The sequence below is a fragment of the Streptomyces lydicus genome (genome assembly GCF_004125265.1).
Lineage (GTDB): Bacteria > Actinomycetota > Actinomycetes > Streptomycetales > Streptomycetaceae > Streptomyces > Streptomyces lydicus_C.
The window spans coordinates 4,626,875-4,646,012 of the sequence record NZ_RDTE01000003.1; the positions used below are offsets into that span (position 1 = coordinate 4,626,875).

A 19,138-nucleotide genomic window follows, 5' to 3' on the forward strand; every position below is an offset into this window, starting at 1 on the left:
CCGGCGCGGCCCGGGCGCGTTCGTCCTGCGTACGAGGTGGTCCGGTCGTCCGTGCCCGTTCCTCGGCTGTCCACAAAACCTCCCCGCAGTCCGTACGAGCCGCCCTGCCGGGACGTACCCGCCGGCTCGACGGTCGCGCACCGACTGCCCCGAGGGTCCGTACCCACCGGCTCGGCATGTCCGTACCCACCGGCTCGACGTGTCCGTGTCGCTGCCCGTCGGTACGCACCGCCCGCCTGCCCGCTCGCCCGGACCGGCGCACCGCCCCCCCACCGGACCGGCGCACCGCCTCCCGCCCAGGGCCGCCCAGGTCACCTTGGCCGCGCGGAGAGGTTTGCCCATGGGTAGGAGGTATGCGTCGCAATGGGCCGCAGGACAAGGCGTGTTGGTGCGACCCCGGCTGCGACCCCGGCCACGGCGCCGGCGCGGCACCGGCTCCGGGCCCGCCCACATCACGCCGCGGAAACGATGTGGCAAGAGCTGGGTAAGAAGTGAGTCGCTCACGTATCCGATGGGCAGGTGTGCCCGTCTTCTCCGGTGACCATTGTCCAGAGCCGCCCGTTGTGCCTTAGGCGGCCGGTAAGAAGGCAAGAACCCTTATCGAGGGTGACGGGAGATGTGGGCGCATGGGGCTGACCAGTCAGTCGCTCGAATACACGGTGATCGTGCTGGCGGTGGCCTGTGTCGCCGCCACGGTGTGGCTCTGGCCTCGACTGTCGCGGCGCGGGGTGGGCCCCGTCCTGGGCAGACTGGGCGCCATCATGGTCACCCAGGTGTCGATCGTGTGTGCGCTCGCCCTCGCCGTGAACACGAACTTCGAGTTCTACGGCAACTGGGACGAGCTGCTGGGCAACAACGACAAGGCCCCGGTGTCCGTGAGCCAGGGGGGCGGGCAGTACGCCTCGGTCGGCAATATCAAGGGCGGGCTGGTCCAGCCGGCCGGTCCGCAGGGCCTCGACCGGGTGACCGGACTGCCCAAGGGGCCCGCGGACAAGGTGGGCAAGGTCGAGTCCGTACGGATCGTCGGCCGTCGCACTCGGGCCATAAACCCGGGCTTCGTCTACCTGCCGCCGCAGTACTTCCAGCAGCAGTTCCGCCGTCAGCGGTTCCCTGTCATGGTCGTCATCAGCGGTTACCCCGGCGGAATCATGAACCTCGCGCAGCACCTCCAGGTGCCGCAGAACGCGGGCCGGCTGATCGCGCAGGGCAAGATGCAACCGACGGTGATCGTGATGGTCCGGCCGACGATCGCGCCGCCGCGGGACACCGAGTGCGTGGATGTGCCGGGCGGGCCGCAGGCCGAGACGTTCTTCACCAAGGACCTGCCGGACGCCATGAAGTCGGCCTACCGGGTGGGCCACGACCCCAGCGCCTGGGGTGCGTTCGGGTACTCGTCCGGTGGCAGTTGCTCGCTGCAGCTGGCGATGCGCAACCCGCATGCCTACACCTCGGCGGTCTCGCTCTCGGGTGACTACGCGATCAAGGACGACCTGACCACCGGCAGCCTCTTCGGCCCCGGCCCCGAGGGCGCCAAGCGGGAGCGTGAGCACGATCTGCTGTGGCGGCTGAAGAACATGCCCGCGCCGCAGATCTCCGCGCTGGTCGCCAGCAGCCGTCAGGGCGAGGCGGATTACGGCGAGACGATGAAGTTCATCCATGCCGCGAAGTCGCCGATGTCGGTCGACTCGATCATCCTGCCGCAGGGCAGCCACCAGTTCACGACCTGGCGGCGCGAGGTTGCGCCGGCCCTGGAGTGGCAGAGCCAGCAGCTGACGTTCCCGCAGGACACCCAGGCTGCCTCCCCGTCGCAGAAGCCGGGGGCGGGCGCACCGGGCAAGGGCGGCGCGCCGGGTAAGGGCGGGGCTTCGGGCGCCGACCAGCAGGCCGGGCCGTCCAAGTCGCCGACGGCGTCCGACGACAAGGGACGCCGGCGGGTGGAGGCGGAGCGCCCCCGGGGGTGAGCCGCAGATGAGCTGAGCGCAGGGGCGTCGGAGCTGTCCGGCGCCCCTGTTGTGTGTGGCGTTCCTGTTGCGTGTGCTGAGGCTGTGGCGTGTGTGCGGGATTTGGCGGTGTGTGTGCCCCCGGGGTGACGTGTGTGCAGCGTGGGGCGGCCGTCCGCCCCGGTCACATGATTCGCCGGGCCCCGGGTAACCGGATGTCCCATCGGCGCACTGCGCACCTCGCACCCCCGGGAGTGACCTCATGGCGCGTACGCAACAGGGCGACGAGGCGGTGTGGTCCCCCGTGGCCGCACGGGCCCCGCTGGCCGTCCGGATCCTTCTGCTGGTGCTGGCCTTCGCCGCGATGGTGGCCTTCGCGGTGGCGCTGGCCCGGGTCACGCTGACCCCGTCGGCGGCCTCGGTGCCGCTGACCCACCCCAACCTCCGCCCCGGCGACTCGATCCGGAGCTATCTGGCGCAACCGCACCTGGCCGATACGGTCAAGCAGCTCGGTGGCAATGTCCTGTTGGGGGTGCCGTTCGGGGTGCTGCTGCCGGTGCTGCTGCCCCAGGCGCGCGGGCTGCTCCGGGTCGGTGTGGCGACGGCGCTGGTGATGCTGCTGGTGGAGCTGGTGCAGGGGGCGCTGATCACCGGCCGGGCGTTCGACATCGACGATGTGATCCTCAACTGTGCCGGCGCGCTGATCGGTTACCTGCTGCTGGGGCTCCGGCTGGGCCGCGCGGTGCATCCGCGGCGCCGGCACTGGTGGCACCGGATCAGCGGGAAGGCGCCGGCGGCGGGGCAGCAGCCGCCCGAGGTCTCCGGGGCGTCCGCTCCGTAGGGGCCGGCTCTACGGGCGGTAGACCATCCCCGGCTGCGGCTTCGCCGGGGACAGCAGCTGGGAGACGGTGACGACCGTGTAGCCGCGCTTCTTCAGCTCCTTGAGGATGCCGGGGACGGCCGGCACGGTCCCCTTGTAGATGTCGTGCAGCAGGATGATGCCGTCGCGCTCGGTCTGGTCGAGCACCCGCTTGGTGATCAGGGCCGAGTCGTTGGTCTGGTAGTCCTTGGCGGTCACGCTCCACAGGACCTGTGCCAGGCCGAGACGCTTGCTGATCTCGGAGACCTCTCTGTCGGTCCTGCCCTGCGGCGGGCGCATCAGCTTCGGCGTCTTGCCGGTGATCTTGCGGACCGCGTCCTGGACGCGGGACAGCTCGCGGGTGGCCTCGTCGGGCTCGATGTCGGTCAGGATCTGGTGCGACCAGGTGTGGTTGGCCAGCTCATGGCCCTCGGCGTCGATCCGCTTCACCTCGGCGGGGCGCTTGTCGACGTGGTTCTGACCGAGCAGGAAGAAGGTCGCGTGCACCTTCTCCTTCTTGAGGATGTCCAGCAGGCGGTTGGTGTTCTCGCTGGGGCCCGCGTCGAAGGTGAGCGCGACGCACTTCGCCGTGCGGCAGTCGACGTCGTCGCCGCTGCCGTCCTTGCCGGCCGTGTTCTTGGCGTTCGCGTCCTTGCCGTTCGCGCTCTTGGCATCCCCGTTCTTGGCGTCCCCGGGCGCGGCGAGCCGGGCGTCCTTCGCCTTGACGTCGGCGGCCGGTGCGTCGGCGCGGGCGTCGGCCGGGGCGGTGACGTCGTAGGTGGCGCAGCCGCCAAGGGCCAGGGTCAGGGTGGTGGCCGCCAGCAGCCCGGCTATGGACGTACGGCGGGCCGTGGACAGCTGCTTCGGCATGCGGGCCTCTCTTCGGGCGGGTGCGGGTAACAGCGGGCCCATGACCTGCGTTTTCGCGCAGGGCAAAGCCGACGCGTATGGCGGCATCACCGCCTCGCGCCGCCCTCGGGTCACAGGGGCCGAACAGACCGATAGCGACTATACATACGCAGTACACACGGTGTGTATACGTGAGGGGTGTAGGCGGACCGCGCAGGTGAGGCGGGGAAGGGAGGCGGGCGGGCAGGCGGGCGGGCGCCGGGGCCGTCGGGGCGGCCGTCCGCGCCCACCCGGATCGCCCACCCCGATCGGACGCCCGAATCGCCCACCCCGATCGGACGCGTCCGCCGCGACACCCCGCCCCCGCCGGGGTGGACTCGTAGCGTGACCGCGCCCCCGCCGGACGACTGTCTGGCCCGTAACGACTGGATCTGCGGCGACTACCTGAGCACCCGTCGGCAGATCCTGCTCGACGCGGTCGTCCAGCACCTCCAGCTGACGGTGATCTCGGTGGCGCTCGGGCTGGTGATCGCGGTCCCGCTGGCGCTGCTGGCCCGCCGCAGGCGCTGGACGGTCGGGCCGGTGCTCGGCATCACCACGGTGCTCTACACCATCCCGTCGCTGGCGATGTTCTCGCTGCTGCTGCCGGTCTACGGGCTGTCCGCCACCCTCGTCGTGGTCGGCCTCGCCCTGTACTCCCTCACCCTGCTCGTACGGAACCTCCTGGCGGGGCTGGACGGCGTCCCCGCCGAGGCCAAGGAAGCGGCCCGCGGGATGGGGTACGGGCCGACGCGGCAACTGCTGGCCATCGAGCTGCCGCTGGCCGTACCGGCCGCGATGGCCGGGCTGCGGATCGCCACCGTCTCGGCGGTCGCGCTCACCACCGTCGGGGCGATCGTCGGGTACGGCGGGCTGGGGAACCTCATCTACGCCGGGATGAACTCCTTCTTCAAGGCGCAGGTGCTCACCGCGTCCGTGCTGTGCGTGATCATCGCGGTCGTCTTCGATCTGCTGCTGCTCGGCGCGGAGCGGCTGCTCACCCCGTGGCGCCGGGCCGGACACCGGGCGCGGCGGCGGACCCGGGCCGGCGAGGGAGTGAAACGGCTGGTCACCGTCGGCGGGCGGCGGACATGAACACCCTCTCGGGGGTCTGGACCTGGCTGACCACCGCCGCCAACTGGTCCGGTGAGAACGGTGTCTGGCACCGCCTCGAACAGCACCTCGTGCTCACCTTCGCCTGCCTGGTCATCAGCGCCCTGATCGCGCTGCCGGTCGCGCTGACCCTCGGCCACCTCGGCCGGGGCGGTGCGCTGGCCGTCAACCTCGCCAATATCGGCCGCGCGGTGCCGACCTTCGCCGTGCTCGTCCTGCTGCTGCTGACCCCGCTCGGACGGCACGGGCAGTGGCCGACGATCATCGCGCTGGTGCTGTTCGCCATCCCGCCGCTGCTGACCAATGCGTATGTCGGGATGCGCGAGGTGGACCGGGACGTGGTGCGGGCCGCGCGGGGCATGGGGATGACCGGGACGCAGCTGGTGTGGCGGGTCGAGGTGCCGCTCGCCTTCCCGCTCGTGCTGACCGGCATCCGGATCGCCGCGGTCCAGCTGGTGGCCACCGCCACGCTCGCCGCGCTGGTGGGCGGCGGTGGCCTCGGCCGGATCATCACCGCGGGGTTCAACCTGGCCAGCACGCCTCAGGTGGTCGCCGGAGCGGTCCTGGTCGCGGTGTTCGCGCTGCTGATGGAGGCCGGCTTCGAGCTGGCCCAGCGGTGCGCGCCGGACCGGTCACGGGGGAGGAGCCGGTGAGGGCGGCCGGTGCGGCACGTGCGGTCCTCACCGCCCTCACCGGCCTCGCCGCCCTCGGGCTCTCGGCCTGCGCCGGCGGCCCCTCCCTGGAGAACCGCTCCGCGATCACCGCCTCCCCCGGTGACAGCCACGATCTGGCCATCGGCTCGGCGGGCTTCACGGAGAGCGAGCTGCTGGCCCAGATGTACGCGGCGCTGCTCCGGCACGCCGGCTACCGCACCCACGTCCTGACGGTCGGCAACCGTGAGCTGTACGAACCGGCCCTGGAGGCGGGGCAGATCGATGTGGTCCCCGAGTACGCCGCCACCTTCGCGGACTGGCTCAACGCCAAGAAGAAGGGGGCCGAGGCGGCGCCGGTCGCCTCGCCGGACCTCGGCGTGACCATGGCCGCGCTGCGCCGGCTCGCCGGCCCCCGCGGTCTGACCGTGCTCCCTGCCGGCCGGGCCGTCGACCAGAACGCCTTCGCGGTGAGCGCCGCCTACGCCCGCACACACCACCTCAAGACCCTCAGCGACCTGGGCCGCGCCGAGCTGCCGGTGCGTCTGGCGGCGGGCGACGAGTGTGTCCAGCGGCCGTTCTGCGCACCGGGGCTGAAGAAGAAGTACAGGATCGACATCACCGCCGTCGACCCGAAGGGCGTCGGCACCACGCCCGCCAAGCAGGCCGTCCAGAACGGCCAGGACCAGATGGTGCTGACCACCAGCACCGATGCCACCCTCGACCAGTTCGGCCTGGTGCTGCTTGCCGACGACAAGAAGCTCCAGAACGCCGACTACGTCGTCCCCGTCGTCAACCGCGCCCGCGCGGGCAGCGCACGGGCGGCCGCCGCTCTCAACCGGCTCAACACGGTCCTGACCACCGCCGATCTGGCCCGCCTCAATGAGGAGGTGGACAGCTGGCGGCGGCTGCCGGCGGATGTGGCCCGCAACTACCTCCGGTCCAAAGGGCTGTTGCCCAGGGGATGACCTTGGACCATGAGCTGCCCGGGCGGGCCGTTTCACGTGAAACAGCCCGCCCGCCCGCTCACTCCGTGGGAACGGAATCCACCTCGGCCCGCTCGCGCGGCACCCCTTGCTCGTCGGAGCCGATGGTGCGGCGCAGCGCCTCATGGAGCTTGGTCGGGGTGAGGACGCCCAGGAAACGGTGGCCGTCCAGCACCGCGACCCAGCCGGCGTCATGCTTCAGCATCTCGCTGAAGGCGGCCTTGAGCGTGCTGCTCACCGGCACCCAGGCCTCCATCCGGCGGGCATGACCGGCGACCGTGCCCGCCACCTGGGCCAACTCCTCGGTGCCCGCCCAGCCGTGCAGTGCGCCCTCCTCGTCGAGCACCACCGCCCAGCGGGCGCCCTCGGCCCGCAGCCGTCTTCCGGCGTCCGCGGCGGGTTCGCCGAGCCGCACCAGCGGCGGGCGTTCGAGGTCGCCGCGGTCGATCCCGGTGACCGAGAGCTGCTTCAACGCGCGGTCGGTGCCGACGAATGCGGCGACATCAGGGGTGGCGGGGGCGCCGAGGACGCTTGCGGGGGTGTCGTACTGCTCGATCCGGCCCTCCCCGTAGACCGCGATCCGGTCGCCGAGCCGGATGGCCTCCTCGATGTCATGGGTGACCAGCAGCACCGTCTTGTGCAGGGTGGCCTGCAGCCGCAGAAACTCCTTCTGCAGCCGGTCGCGGACGACCGGGTCGACCGCGCCGAACGGCTCGTCCATCAACAGCACCGGCGGGTCGGCGGCGAGCGCACGGGCCACCCCGACCCGCTGACGCTGGCCGCCGGAGAGCTGGTCGGGGTAGCGCGAGCCGTAGACCGCCGGGTCCAGGCCCACCAGGTCCAGGAGTTCGGCGGCCCGCTCACGGGCCCTGGCCTTCTTCCAGCCGGTCAGAAAGGGCACGGTGGCGGTGTTGTCGAGGACGGTGCGATGGGGGAAGAGACCGGTCTCTTGGATGACATAGCCGATCCGGCGGCGCAGGGCGACCGGGTCGACGCCGGCGACGTCCGCACCGTCGACGGAGATCCGGCCGTGGGTGGGGTCGATGAGCCGGTTGACCATCATCATGGTCGTCGTCTTGCCGCAGCCGGACGGTCCGACCAGCGTCACCAACTCCCCCTCGCCGACCTCGAAGGAGAGGTCGTCGACGGCGGTGGTCCCGTCGGGGTAGCGCTTGGTGACGGACTCGAACCGGATCATTGCGCCATTGAATCCCGCGGGGTGCGGACGGACCCGTCACACGGGCAATCGGGTGGCCGCCGGCGCCGGGGACGTACCGGCCGGACCGACGGCCGTGCGGCCGCATCCCGTCGAACGGGGGGCCGGACAACCCCGGTGCGCGGGGCCGTACGAGTTGCTTCCGCCGCACCGCCTCTCCTCCTGCCGCGTCCGGCCCCACCGGCGTGCTTACGATCCCCTTCGGCCACCGTTCGGAAGGGTGGAAGGGAACGCCACGATGAGAGCCGTAGCAGTCAGCGCATTCGGTGAAAAGCCACAGCTCATGGATCTTCCACAGCCCGAACCAGGGCCCGGTGAGGTTCTGGTGCGGCTGTCCGCCGCCGGACTCAACCCCGTCGACTGGAAGCTTGCCGACGGCATGTTCGGCGACGCCGTGCCGGCGGCCTTCCCCCTCGTCCTGGGGGCGGACGGGGCGGGCGAGGTACTTGCGATCGGAAGCGGCGTACGGCGATTCACCGTCGGCGACGCGGTGTTCGGCCAGTTCCAGCGGCCGGAGCAGGGCGGCGGTTCCTACTGCGAGCTCGCCGTCGCCGAGGAGAGCCGCCTCGCGCACGCCGCCCGGAGCGTCACCTACGCCACGTCCGCGGGGCTGCCGACGGCCGGCATGACCGCGTACAACCTGGTCGAGGAGACCCGGGTCACCGAGGGCACCAGGGTGCTGCTCGTCGGTGCCACCGGCGGCGTCGGCACCTTCGTCACTCAGCTCGCGGCCGGCCGCGGCGCCGAGGTGATCGCCACCGCGCGCCCGTCCAAGGCGGAGCTGATGCGGACCCTGGGCGCCGCGGAGACCGTCGACCACGCCGCGGGCCCGCTCGCCGACCAGGTCCTCGCGGCCCATCCGGACGGCGTCGACGTGCTGATCGACATGGTCGGCGGGCCCGCCGAATTCCGCGAGCTGACCCGGACCGTGCGCGACGGCGGCACGGCCGTCTCGCTGCTCGGTTCGGCCGACGCCGACGAGCTGACCGACAACAACCTGCGCGGCTTCAACTTCGCCAACCGCCCCTCCCCGCAGTTGCTGGAGATCCTCGCCGGCCAGGTCGACGCGGGCCGTCTGACGGTCCTCGTGGGACGCGAGGTCTCGCTGGAGGAGGCGCCGGAGGCCTTGGAGGCCAGCCGCAGCGGCCGGGCACAGGGCAAGACGGTCCTGGCGATCTGAGCGGAGCTCAGGGGCCGGCGGCGGCGCGGGCGAGCCGGCGGGCCCGCAGCGTCCGGGCGGCCGGCGGACCCGCCGCGGCCAGCGCCGCGGTCAGCGTGCCGGCGCCGGCGATCAGCCAGACGCCGGTGAGCAACGGACCGGCGAGCGCATCGGCGTAGGCGCCCGCGGCGGGCCGGGAGACCACGGCGGGCAGCGCGTCCAGCGCCCGGCCGCGGACCAGCGAGAGCGCGGCGGCCAGCAGGGCGGCGGCCGCCGCGCAGCCCAGTCCCGTACAGATCAGCGCCCGCCGCCGCTGCCGCGCCAGCAGCAGCCCGCCGGTCAGGCACAGCGCCGCGGCGGGTGGCAACAGCAGAGCCCCGGTCCGCACGACCCGGTAGACGGCCCGGATCCGTGGCACGTCCGGTGCCTTCAGCAGCACGATCTCCACCCCGGCCCGCGGCACCCTGCGCAGGAGGTCCAGCCCCATGCCGTTGTGCGACAGCTGGCGCTTGACCCGTTCCACGACGGGTGTGAGATCGAGGGTGACCGCGGAGCGGCCGGACGCGCTCAGACTGCCGTCCAGGCTGCGGTGGGCCGTCCGGTGCACCCCGTTCCACACCGCGGGAAAGCCGCGCCCGGTGACGACCTGCCGTACCTGCGTGGCCACGAACTGGCGCAGGCCGCGGGTGAAGTGCCTGCGCAGCGCGGGACGTTCGGCGCGCGGTACGGCCTCCAGCAGCCCGTCGAGCCGGACATGCGCCATCACCCCGTCCGTCACATCGTCGACGACCGCGTTCTGCACGGCGGGGTTCTGGGCCAGCGGTGCCACCGCCGCCACATAGCTGTCGGTCTCGGTCAGCTCGGCCCGCGCCCAGGCCGCCGCCAGACTCATCGGCAGCAGCAACGCCCCGCACAGCAGCAGCACCCCTCCGGCCACCGCCCGCCCGCGCCGCCACGGCGACCGCTCCCGCTCCGTCACCCGCCCGCCGGGGCGCAGGGGAGCGTTCGCTGACATCGCGTCTGGTCCTTCCTGCCCGGCGGGCGGAGAAGGGCGCGTCCCGTGGACCGGCCGGACCCGGGAGACCGCGGTGCCGGCCCGGCAGTTCCGGCCGGCGGACCCAGGGACCGGCCGGGCGCGGGACGTCCCCCGCGGCGCGCCCTGCGGCCTGCTTCCAGGCAAGTGCGAACCCCCGCCGCCCGCGAGCGGGGCCGGTGCCAACGGGTGACCCGGCGGGCGGCCCCGGCCCGGCCCCGGGTGACCCGGCGCGCGGCGGTGGGCTCAGCGCGGCCGTGGGCTCAGCGCGGACCTGGGCTCAATGTGCCACCGCGCCGCGCCGCCGCCGTACCGCCCGCACCACTCCCGGCCCGAGCAGCGCGGCGGCCGCGGCGGCCGCCGCCCACCATCCCCAGCCGCCGCCGGCCCCGGCGTCCGTATGCGTCTCCGGCAGGTCGTCCAGGTCGCCGGAGCAGGCCGTGGGGGCGAAGGATTCGTCCACGTAGACACAGACCGTGGCGGCGGCACGCAGGGTGCCGGGGGCGGCGCTGCCGGTGCGGTCGGCCCGGTCGCCGAGCACGGCCGTGGCGGTGAACACCTGGATGTCGTGTGCGGGCAGATCGGAGCGCCAGATCACCTTCTGCCGGCCCACACCGCGCCCTTCGACGGTGGCGCCGGGCGCGGTGGCGGAGGTCGTGGTGGCCGGCATCTCCTGCTCGACGCGGGCCCGGCGGACGGCGGTGGGGCCCAGGTTGTGCACGGTGATGCGGTAGTCGAGCCGCTTGCCGGCCTCGGCGTCGTCCCGGCCGTCGGTCACCGCCACCGTGACCGAGACGGCGGGGGGCGCCGGGGCGTACCCGGCGGCGGGCAGCGCGTGCGGGAGGTACGCGGCAGCGGGCAGTGCGTGCGCGGCGTACCCGGCGGCGGGCGGTGCCTGTGGGAGGTACGCGACGACGGGCGGTGCCTGCGGGGCGTACGCGGCGGCGGGCAGTGCGTGTGCGGCATAACCGCCGACGGGCGGCGCCTGCGGGGCGTACGCGGCGGCGGACGGTCCGGGGAGCGTGGCGGCGCACAGCAGCGCGCAGACAACGGCGGTTCTCATGTCGTCATCCGAGCATCGCGGTCCCTGTCACCGGCGGCAGGCGGCCTTCTCCCGGGCCGGGTTCACCCGAGTGAGGGGCGGTGGCCCGCCGCTCAGCGCCGGTGCGGTCCCGACCGGTGCACCGGACCATGGGCGTCCTCGCAATGGCCGGCCTCCTCCGCCGCGTCGGCGCCGGGCCGCGGGCCCAGCGTCAGCACGTCGTCGGGCGAGCCCTGTTCGCCGACGTGGTCGACCTGGAGGGTGGCGTGGCTGATGCCGTACTCGCCGCTCAGCAGCTCCTGCAGACCGCGGCGGACCTTGTGGCAGTCGCCGCCCGGCGCCACCAGGATGTGCGCCGAGAGCGCCGGCTGCCCGGAGGTGATCAGCCAGATGTGCAGGTCGTGCACCTCGACGACCTCCTCCGTGGCGACCAGACGCTCGCCCAGCGCGTCCGGGTCGACACCGGCCGGTGCGGCCTCCATGAAGATCCGCCCGGATTCGCGCACCAGCCCCGTACCGGCCCGCAGCATCAGCGCGACGACCACCAGCGAGGCGATCGCATCCGCCCGCTCGAAGCCCGTCGTCAGCACGATCAGACCGGCGAGCGCGGTGGCGACGAAGCCGAACAGGTCGGTGAGGATGTGCTGGTAGGCGCCCTCGACGTTCAGGCTGGAGCGGTTGGCGCGGGACAGCAGCCAGGTGCAGATCAGGTTCACCACGATCCCGGACAGCGCGGTGACCAGCACCAGCCCGCCGGTGACCTCGGGCGGCGAGATCAGCCGCTGGACCGCCTCGTACGCCAGCCAGACCGACAGCAGCAGCAGGGTGATGCCGTTGGCCTGTGCGGAGAGGATTTCGGCGCGCTTGAGGCCGTAGGTGTACCCACCGCGTGCGGGCCGCGCCGCCAGCCGCATCGCGACCAGGGCCAGCACGATCGAAACCGCGTCGGTGAGCATATGAGCGGCGTCCGAGATCAGTGCCAGGGACTGCGCCAGGACACCGATGACGACCTCGACCGCCATGTAGGCGGTGAGCAGCAGGAGCGCACTGCGCAGCCAGCGCCGGTCGGCGTCCGGTGCGACCCCGTGGGCGTGGCTGTGGCTGTGCCCGTGGCTGTGGGCGTGCTCGGTCATGGGCGCGCTCCTTCCTGGCTCCCTCCTGCGAAGCAAACCGCACTTCAGCAAAAGATCCAAAGGCTGCATCGGTGACCGTTGTCATTACCGTCGAACGGCCTATCGTGCCTGGTCAGAGCGGTGCGGACGAGAAGGGGAGCGGGGCGGGGAAACGGAATTCGGATGTCCGCTCCCGGCTGGCGTGGGAAGCCGCCGGGGCCGGTGCGCCCGGGTAGCATCCGGCGCTATGAGCGCTACGGGCGAGACCGTGCGGCCCGCACCCGGCAAGGGCCAGATCCTGGCGGTACTCGGTCTGCTGGCCGCCGTCGCGATCCTGTACGGGTACCACGACGGCCTCCCCTTCTGGCTGGGCGCCCTGACCGGCGTGGTCGCCGTGCTCGGCTACCTGGTCTGCTTCGACTCCCCGCGCGGCGTCTGGCAGTGGCTGCCGGCCGGGGTGGGTTTTGGTGCGGCGTTCCTGTTCGCGTGGCAGTTCCTGCTCGTGGTGCTGGGGTGAGGGTGCTGGGGTGAGGGAACGGGGCAGCAGCGCGGGTTGGCCGGGGCAGGGGGCCTCGCGCGGGTTGACCGCGGGTAGGGGCCGTCGCGCGGGGTGACCGGTGGCAGGCGGCTGCCGCACGGCTTGCCGGGGGGCAGCGGGACCGCGTGAGGCGACCGGTCAGTAAAGTTCGGCTCCCGTCCCCCGGACCGGTGCCCCTTCGTCGTCTTCGCCGTCGACGGGCTCCCCGGATCCGGCCCCTCCCGACCTCTGAGGTACTCGGCAGTGAGCCCCGCACCACCCGCCCCGGCCGCTCCTGAACCCGTCTCCGTCGTCGGCATCGGGGCCGACGGCTGGGACGGACTGCCCACCGCCTCCCGGCAGGCCCTGCAACGGGCCGAGGTGCTGATCGGCGGCCCCCGCCAGCTCGCGCTGCTGCCCGGCGAATGCACCGGTGAGCGTGTCCCGTGGCCCTCCCCCCTGCGCCCCGCCGTCCCCGGACTGCTCGCCGCGCACGCCGGGCGCCGGGTGTGCGTGCTGGCCAGCGGCGACCCGATGTTCTACGGGATCGGACGGACGCTGACGGAGGTGCTGGCGGAAGCGGCAGGGGAAGCGGAAGGGACAGCGGGACGGGAAGGGGCAGGGCAAACGGAAACGGCTGTGGCTGCCCCGGCAAATCCCCAGCAGCTCCAGGAGCTCCAGCCGACCCAACTGCCCCACCCTCCCCAGCTCCGGATCTTCCCCCACCCCTCCTCCGTCTCCTACGCCTGCGCCCGCCTCGGCTGGCCGCTGGAGGACACCGAGGTCGTCACGCTCGTCGGGCGGCCCGCCGAGAATCTGGCCCGCGCGCTGTACGACGGCCACCGCCTGCTGGTGCTGTCCGCCGGCGCCGGCACCCCCGCCGAGGTCGCCGCCCTGCTGCGCGCCCACGGCTTCGGCCCGACCCGGATGCGGGTGCTGGAGCAACTGGGCGGCTCCCGCGAACGCACAGTGGAGGGCACCGCCGACGGCTGGGACGCCCCGCCCGCCGACCCCCTCAACGTCATCGCCCTCGACTGCCGCCGCGCGCCCGGCACCCCGCCGCTGTCCACCGTCCCCGGCCTCCCCGACGCCGCCTACGAGCACGACGGCCAGCTCACCAAGCGCCATGTCCGCGCCGCCACCCTCGCCGCGCTGGCGCCCGCCCCCGGCGAACTCCTGTGGGACATCGGCGGCGGCTCCGGCTCCATCGCCATCGAGTGGCTGCGCGCGCACCGCACCTGCCGCGCCATCGGCGTCGAGCGGGACCCCGTACGGGCCGAGCGGATCGGCCGCAACGCGCGCTCGCTCGGCGTCCCGGCGCTGCGTGTCGTCCACGGTTCCGCGCCCGCCGCCCTGGACGGACTGCCGACGCCGGACGCGGTGTTCATCGGCGGCGGGCTGACCGCACCCGGCCTGCTGGCCGAGTGCTGGGAGGCGCTGCCCGCGGGCGGCCGGATCGTCGCGAACACCGTGACGCTGGAGTCCGAGGCGCTGCTCGCCGACTGCCACCGGCGGTACGGCGGCGAACTGGTCCGGCTCGCGGTCGCCCATGCGGTGCCGGTCGGCGGCTTCACGGGCTGGCGGCAGGCGATGCCGGTCACCCAGTGGTCGGCCGTGAAGCCGTGGCCGGCCGTGAAGCCGTCCGCCACCTCCCCGTCCCCGTCCCCGTCCTCCCGCCCCCAGGAGACCGAGCAACCATGACCGTCCACTTCATCGGCGCGGGCCCCGGTGCCGCCGACCTGATCACCGTGCGCGGCGCCCGTACGCTCGCCTCCTGCGGGGTCTGCCTCTACGCGGGCAGCCTGGTGCCGCGCGAGCTGCTTGCCGAGTGCCCGCCCGGCGCCCGGCTCATCGACACCGCTCAGCTGGACCTCGACACCATCACCGCCGAGATGGTCCGCGCCCACGAGGAGGGCCACGACGTCGCCCGGCTGCACTCCGGCGACCCGTCCGTCTTCAGCGCGGTCGCCGAGCAGATGCGCAGGCTGGACGCGGCCGGGGTGCCGTACGACGTGGTGCCGGGCGTGCCCGCGTTCGCCGCGGCCGCCGCCGCCCTGGGGCGCGAGCTGACCGTCCCCACCGTCGGCCAGACCGTCATCCTCACCCGCGTCGCCCAGCGCGCCACCCCCATGCCCGAGGGCGAGGACCTGGCCACCCTCGGCCGCAGCGGTGCGCTGCTGGTCCTCCACCTGGCCGCGATGTATGTCGACCGGGTCGTCGACGAACTCCTGCCGCACTACGGAGCCGACTGCCCGGCCGCCGTCGTCGCCATGGCCTCCCGCCCCGACGAACTGGTCCTGCGCGGCACCCTCGCCGACATCGCAGGCCAGGTGAAGGCCGCGGGCGTGGTCCGTACGGCCGTCATCATGGTCGGCCGCACGCTGGGCGCCGAGCAGTTCCGCGACAGCCATCTCTACTCGGCGGACCGGGAGCGGCCGCACGGCGGGTGCGGGGCAGATGGGGTCGGTGCACAGGACGTCGTGCCCGCTCCTGCCGACACTCCCTGACTATCAGGGCAGACGCAGACGCAGACGCAGACGGAGCACCAGACGCAGACAGGCACAGGTACAGACGCAGACGCACCGGAGCCCCGGGACCTTCCGTCCCGGGGCTCCGGTGCGTCCCGCTGATGCGTGACGTGCCTGCGCCTCAGAGGCTGGTGGTGTGCACCGCGCCCATGACGGAGCCGGAGACCTGCGCACCGACACCCTCGGGGGAGACCGACGCGCCGGCGCCGAGGAAGCCGCCGACGTTCGCGGAGACGCCGTGACCGGCGATCTCGGCACCCGTGTTGGCGCCGCCGGCGACGAGACCACCGGAGATGTTCTCGAGCTCGCTGTCGGAGATCTCCGTGGCGGCGGGGGTGAAGTCGTTGCGCATGGTGTGCCCTTTTCGTCAATGCTGTGGATTCTGAACCAATGCAGGCCGAATTGTGGCGCAATCCGTCCGCAACACGGGCGCCTGGCACCGGGCACCGGAAACCGGACACCGGGAGAATGACGCGCATAATGGCGTCCGCGTGTTCACGAAATGCAATCACGGAGAGGGGTTTCACGGCAACTCTCCGGCCGGTTTTTCAGTGGAGCGAAATTCGGCTCCACAATCGCCCTGACGTGCATCTTTGTCCGATTCTCGCCTGATGGGGCGCACGGAGTCTCCGCCGAGTGGGATGGCGTGAGATGTCTGCATTTTCCGCGCAGTGTGGGTTGTGGCGCGGATTGTCATGCTGGCGGTCACGCAGGTTATGAATTTACGCCGAAGCCCCGAAATGCCCATTGGGTCGCCGGGAGTGAACGCCGCCTCTCGCGGTCGCGGTCGCAGTCGCGCTTTCAGTTTCCGCTTTCCGGCTTTCATTTTTGGGTTTTCGGTGAAGATTCCGCACCGAAAGGCGGCACATCCGTTTACGGGAACCCGCCCGCCACCCGCCCGCTGCCCGCCCACAGCCCACCCACTGCCGGTCCTCGGCCCTGCCCCCGGACCCGAGCCCGGCCCCGTCGGACCCGACCTCCCCGGACCCGTCCGGCTGACCATACGACCGCATAGGGGTGAATGTCCGTTACTCGGCTCCCGGGGGCCGGTAAGGAAGCTGCGATGCCCAAGGGGGGCCCGAGCAAAGGAGTGCGCCACGATGCGTACCAGACTGGCCGCCGGTGCGGTCGGCGCCGCCGTCCTGCTGACGCTCTTCGGCGGCAGCGTCGCCGGTGCCGACGGCAGGGACCACACCACGCAGTCGACGGCGGCGGACACCCCGGCACAGACGCACGACACCGCGGCACGGACGCCCGACAGCTCGCCGTGGATGCACGACCGGCCGGCCGGGACGAACGACCGGCCGCTCCGGGTGAACACCCGTCCGGCAGAGCGCTACGACCGCGGGCAAGCCGGCTTCGACCGCAACGGGCGGTTCCGCGACAACCCGCTGCAGCTGACCTCCTGTGCCCTCGGCACGGCGCTGGGCAGGATCACCGGCCGCGGCAACGACTGCGTGGCCAGCCGGTACGGGCTGCGTACCTGACGGGTGCGGGGGAGGCGGGGGGAGCCCTTCACCGGACCGGGCCTCCCCGACGGCCTCTGACGGCCTCCCTGACGGCCTCACTGACGGACGTCCCCCGGTCCCCGCGGCTCCGCCCGCCCCACCACCATGCCCGCCCGGTCGATGCAGATGACATCGACCGCGACGGGCGCCCCCCGCAGCACGGCCAGCGACTCGTCCCGCGCCGTCGCCGCCACCAGATCCCCCAGCGGGACGCCCGCCGCGGCGCACAACTGCAGCGCCGCCAGGCCCGTGTTGGCCTCGGCCACCGCCTGCGCCAGTGCTTCGTCCGCCCCGCCCCGCCGGGCGAGTTCCGCCAGGAACCCCTTGTCGACCTGGGACCGCGCGGAGTGCAGATCCAGATGCCCGGCCGCCAGCTTCGACAGCTTGGCGAACCCGCCGCAGATGGTCAGCCGCTCCACGGGATGGCGCCGGATGTACTTCAGCACCGCCCCCGCGAAGTCCCCCATGTCCAGCAGCGCGTCCTCGGGCAGGTGGTGCAGGGCGACCGCGACCTTCTCCGACGTCGATCCCGTACACCCGGCCACATGCCGCCGCCCCGCCGCCCGCGCCACGTCCACACCGCGCCGGATGGAGTCGATCCAGGCCGAGCAGGAGTACGGCACCACGATCCCGGTGGTCCCCAGGATCGACAGCCCGCCCAGGATCCCCAGCCGCGGATTCCAGGTGCTGCGGGCGATCTCCTCCCCGTGATCGACGGAGATCTCCACCTCGACGTCGGCCGCCGCCCCCGGACCGCCGTATCGCGCCGCGACCTCGGCCAGATGCTCCCGCATCATCTGCCGCGGTACGGGATTGACCGCCGGCTCGCCGACATCCAGCGGCAGCCCGGGCCGGGTCACCGTCCCGACCCCGGGCCCGGCCTTGAACACGACCCCCGACCCGGGCGGCAGCGCCCGCACGGTGGCCCGCACGAGCGCCCCGTGGGTCACGTCGGGGTCGTCGCCCGCGTCCTTCACCACCCCCGCCATGGCGGCGGTACGCCCCGGCGCCGCCCCCGCCACTGTCAGCTCCTCCACCGCCAGCGCGAAGGACGGCGTCTGCCCCTTCGGCAGGGTGATCGCCACCGGGTCGGGAAACTCGCCGCTCAGCAGCGCCGTGTACGCGGCCGTGCTCGCCGCCGTCGCACAGGCCCCGGTCGTCCAGCCGTGCCGCAGCCCGGTGTGCGCGAGCTGCGCGCTGCGCCCGCCCGCGGCCTTGCCCGTACCCTGCGGCCCGGTACGGCCCGTACCCGTATGCCCCGTACCCTGCGGTTGCGCTTCAGCCACGGAGGAACCCACATCCCATGCCCGACGCAGCCCGCCCGCCACGCCACGTACTGATCCTCGGCGGTACGACGGAGGCCCGCCGCCTGGCCGCCGCCCTGGCCGCGGAGCCGGCCCTGCGTGTGACGACCTCGCTCGCCGGCCGGGTCGCCGCGCCGCGGCTGCCCGCCGGGGAGGTCCGCATCGGCGGGTTCGGCGGCCCCGAGGGCCAGGCCCGCTGGCTGCGGGAGCACGCGGTGGACGCGCTCATCGACGCCACCCATCCTTTCGCCGACACGATCAGTCACAACGCGGCCGTGGCCGCCGCCACCGCCCATGTTCCCCTGCTCGCCCTCCGCAGGCCCGGCTGGGTGCCGGGACCCGGCGACTCCTGGCACCAGGTCACCTCCCTGGACGAGGCCGCCGCCGCCCTCCCCGCCCTCGGCACCCGCATCTTCCTCACCACCGGCCGCATGGGCCTCGCCCACTTCGCCCACCTCACCGACCTCTGGTTCCTCGTCCGCTCGGTCGACGCCCCCGAGCCCCCGCACCCGCCCCGGATGACGACCCTCCTGGACCGCGGCCCGTTCACCCTGGACGGCGAACGGCAGCTCCTCCGGGACCACCGCATCGACGTCCTGGTGACGAAGGACAGCGGCGCCGCCGCGACCGCCGCCAAGCTGACGGCGGCGCGGGAGGCGGGGCTGCCCGTGGTGGTCGTACGACGCCCGGCCGTGCCGGAGCAGGTGCCGGTGGCGGCGGATCCGGACGAGGCCGTGCAATGGCTCCGGCGCCTTTTCAGCGAGGCCAATTCACACTGAAGTGATTGGCCTCGCGGACCCTTTTCGCTAATTCTTCGCGGCGTTTTGCCGATTCCGCCGGCCCGTCATCCCGGTGGGCGTCCGCATCATCACGGCCGGGGTCGCGGGAACTCGCGGTCGCGGATTCGTCCGCCTCCGTCCCCGTCCCCGTCCCCGTCTCCGTCTCCGCGCTCACGGCGCGGACGCCCGCACCACGTCCGCCAGCCGCCGTGCCACCTCCGGGGTGCACCGGCCGAGCTCCACGAGCGGCCGCGGAAAGTGATCCGCCAGCGAGACCGCGTCCACGGCCAGCGACGGAAGGGTGATCCCCGCCCCCTTCAGCGCCGTCCGCAGCTCGCCGCACGCCTGCTCCGCGTCCCTGACCTTCCCGGCCGCCGGACCGCGCTCCGCCATTCCCATTCCCATTTCCTCTTTCTTCTTTCTTCTTCTCGGTTCGAGTCCTGACTGGGCTGCGACAGCCCTTTCACGGTCCTAGAGTCGTCACAACGGGCCACGTCCAACAGG

The 19,138-nt window shown here is 73.0% G+C and carries 19 protein-coding genes; 11 read left to right on the top strand and 8 right to left on the bottom strand.

Going from position 1 to position 19,138, the window contains the following annotated elements:
* Positions 1-626 precede the first annotated feature (626 nt).
* Positions 627-1,961: an alpha/beta hydrolase gene (locus D9V36_RS22665; RefSeq protein ID WP_129295396.1), complete on the top strand. Its 1,335-nt coding sequence runs from the start codon at positions 627-629 to the stop codon at positions 1,959-1,961.
* 241 nt (positions 1,962-2,202) lie between these two features.
* Positions 2,203-2,781, top strand: a complete 579-nt coding sequence (locus D9V36_RS22670; protein ID WP_241720983.1) for a VanZ family protein — start codon at positions 2,203-2,205, stop codon at positions 2,779-2,781.
* A 9-nt stretch (positions 2,782-2,790) separates the two neighbouring features.
* Here D9V36_RS22670 and D9V36_RS22675 read toward each other — a convergent pair whose 3' ends face one another.
* Positions 2,791-3,669, bottom strand: coding sequence for a polysaccharide deacetylase family protein (locus tag D9V36_RS22675; RefSeq protein ID WP_129295397.1), 879 nt, complete (start codon positions 3,667-3,669; stop codon positions 2,791-2,793).
* Between the two features lie 363 nt (positions 3,670-4,032).
* On the opposite strand from D9V36_RS22675, the gene D9V36_RS22680 reads away from it, so the two are divergent.
* The 3 genes from D9V36_RS22680 to D9V36_RS22690 are packed head-to-tail and all read left to right on the top strand — an operon-like array spanning position 4,033 to position 6,418.
* Positions 4,033-4,782 (top strand): ABC transporter permease, encoded by a 750-nt coding sequence (locus tag D9V36_RS22680; protein ID WP_129295398.1) that lies wholly within the window; start codon positions 4,033-4,035, stop codon positions 4,780-4,782.
* Positions 4,779-5,453: an ABC transporter permease gene (locus D9V36_RS22685; protein WP_129295399.1), complete on the top strand. Its 675-nt coding sequence runs from the start codon at positions 4,779-4,781 to the stop codon at positions 5,451-5,453. The genes D9V36_RS22680 and D9V36_RS22685 overlap by 4 nt, the downstream gene beginning before the upstream one ends.
* Positions 5,450-6,418: an ABC transporter substrate-binding protein gene (locus tag D9V36_RS22690; protein WP_241720984.1), complete on the top strand. Its 969-nt coding sequence runs from the start codon at positions 5,450-5,452 to the stop codon at positions 6,416-6,418. The genes D9V36_RS22685 and D9V36_RS22690 overlap by 4 nt, the downstream gene beginning before the upstream one ends.
* A gap of 58 nt (positions 6,419-6,476) precedes the next feature.
* On the opposite strand, the gene D9V36_RS22695 is transcribed toward D9V36_RS22690, so the two are convergent.
* The gene (locus D9V36_RS22695) at positions 6,477-7,634 is read right to left on the bottom strand and encodes a betaine/proline/choline family ABC transporter ATP-binding protein (RefSeq protein WP_129295401.1); all 1,158 of its coding nucleotides are present in this window, start codon (positions 7,632-7,634) and stop codon (positions 6,477-6,479) included.
* A 301-nt stretch (positions 7,635-7,935) separates the two neighbouring features.
* Here D9V36_RS22695 and D9V36_RS22700 point away from each other — a divergent pair, with 301 nt between their 5' ends.
* Entirely contained in the window at positions 7,936-8,832 is an 897-nt protein-coding gene (locus D9V36_RS22700) for an NADP-dependent oxidoreductase (RefSeq protein ID WP_129295402.1), read from the top strand.
* A gap of 7 nt (positions 8,833-8,839) precedes the next feature.
* Here D9V36_RS22700 and D9V36_RS22705 read toward each other — a convergent pair whose 3' ends face one another.
* From D9V36_RS22705 to D9V36_RS22715, 3 genes are all read right to left on the bottom strand, one after another.
* Positions 8,840-9,826, bottom strand: coding sequence for a hypothetical protein (locus D9V36_RS22705; RefSeq protein WP_164993006.1), 987 nt, complete (start codon positions 9,824-9,826; stop codon positions 8,840-8,842).
* Between the two features lie 298 nt (positions 9,827-10,124).
* Complete coding sequence (locus D9V36_RS22710; RefSeq protein WP_241720985.1) at positions 10,125-10,907, bottom strand: hypothetical protein; 783 nt, start codon at positions 10,905-10,907, stop codon at positions 10,125-10,127.
* A 92-nt stretch (positions 10,908-10,999) separates the two neighbouring features.
* Positions 11,000-12,019: a cation diffusion facilitator family transporter gene (locus tag D9V36_RS22715; protein ID WP_129295403.1), complete on the bottom strand. Its 1,020-nt coding sequence runs from the start codon at positions 12,017-12,019 to the stop codon at positions 11,000-11,002.
* A gap of 226 nt (positions 12,020-12,245) precedes the next feature.
* On the opposite strand from D9V36_RS22715, the gene D9V36_RS22720 reads away from it, so the two are divergent.
* From D9V36_RS22720 to cobM, 3 genes are all read left to right on the top strand, one after another.
* Complete coding sequence (locus D9V36_RS22720) at positions 12,246-12,515, top strand: hypothetical protein (protein ID WP_241720986.1); 270 nt, start codon at positions 12,246-12,248, stop codon at positions 12,513-12,515.
* A gap of 264 nt (positions 12,516-12,779) precedes the next feature.
* Positions 12,780-14,216, top strand: coding sequence for a precorrin-6Y C5,15-methyltransferase (decarboxylating) subunit CbiT (cbiT, locus tag D9V36_RS22725; protein WP_129295404.1), 1,437 nt, complete (start codon positions 12,780-12,782; stop codon positions 14,214-14,216).
* Positions 14,213-15,022, top strand: coding sequence for a precorrin-4 C(11)-methyltransferase (cobM, locus tag D9V36_RS22730; protein ID WP_129295405.1), 810 nt, complete (start codon positions 14,213-14,215; stop codon positions 15,020-15,022). The genes cbiT and cobM overlap by 4 nt, the downstream gene beginning before the upstream one ends.
* 142 nt (positions 15,023-15,164) lie before the next feature.
* Here cobM and D9V36_RS22735 read toward each other — a convergent pair whose 3' ends face one another.
* Positions 15,165-15,395 carry a bacteriocin gene (locus tag D9V36_RS22735; protein WP_129295406.1) on the bottom strand — a complete coding sequence of 77 codons (231 nt, stop codon included), beginning with the start codon at positions 15,393-15,395 and terminating at the stop codon, positions 15,165-15,167.
* Between the two features lie 748 nt (positions 15,396-16,143).
* On the opposite strand from D9V36_RS22735, the gene D9V36_RS22740 reads away from it, so the two are divergent.
* Positions 16,144-16,530 (top strand): hypothetical protein, encoded by a 387-nt coding sequence (locus tag D9V36_RS22740; RefSeq protein WP_129295407.1) that lies wholly within the window; start codon positions 16,144-16,146, stop codon positions 16,528-16,530.
* A 77-nt stretch (positions 16,531-16,607) separates the two neighbouring features.
* Here the strand turns inward: D9V36_RS22740 and D9V36_RS22745 are convergent, their stop codons facing one another.
* Positions 16,608-17,837 (bottom strand): cobalt-precorrin-5B (C(1))-methyltransferase, encoded by a 1,230-nt coding sequence (locus D9V36_RS22745; protein WP_129295408.1) that lies wholly within the window; start codon positions 17,835-17,837, stop codon positions 16,608-16,610.
* Between the two features lie 17 nt (positions 17,838-17,854).
* Between D9V36_RS22745 and D9V36_RS22750 the strand changes: the two genes are divergently transcribed.
* Positions 17,855-18,634 (top strand): cobalt-precorrin-6A reductase, encoded by a 780-nt coding sequence (locus tag D9V36_RS22750; protein ID WP_129295409.1) that lies wholly within the window; start codon positions 17,855-17,857, stop codon positions 18,632-18,634.
* A gap of 171 nt (positions 18,635-18,805) precedes the next feature.
* Here the strand turns inward: D9V36_RS22750 and D9V36_RS22755 are convergent, their stop codons facing one another.
* A complete protein-coding gene (locus tag D9V36_RS22755; protein ID WP_431357691.1) occupies positions 18,806-19,039 on the bottom strand; it encodes a hypothetical protein in 234 nt (77 codons plus the stop codon).
* Between the last annotated feature and the right edge of the window lie 99 nt (positions 19,040-19,138).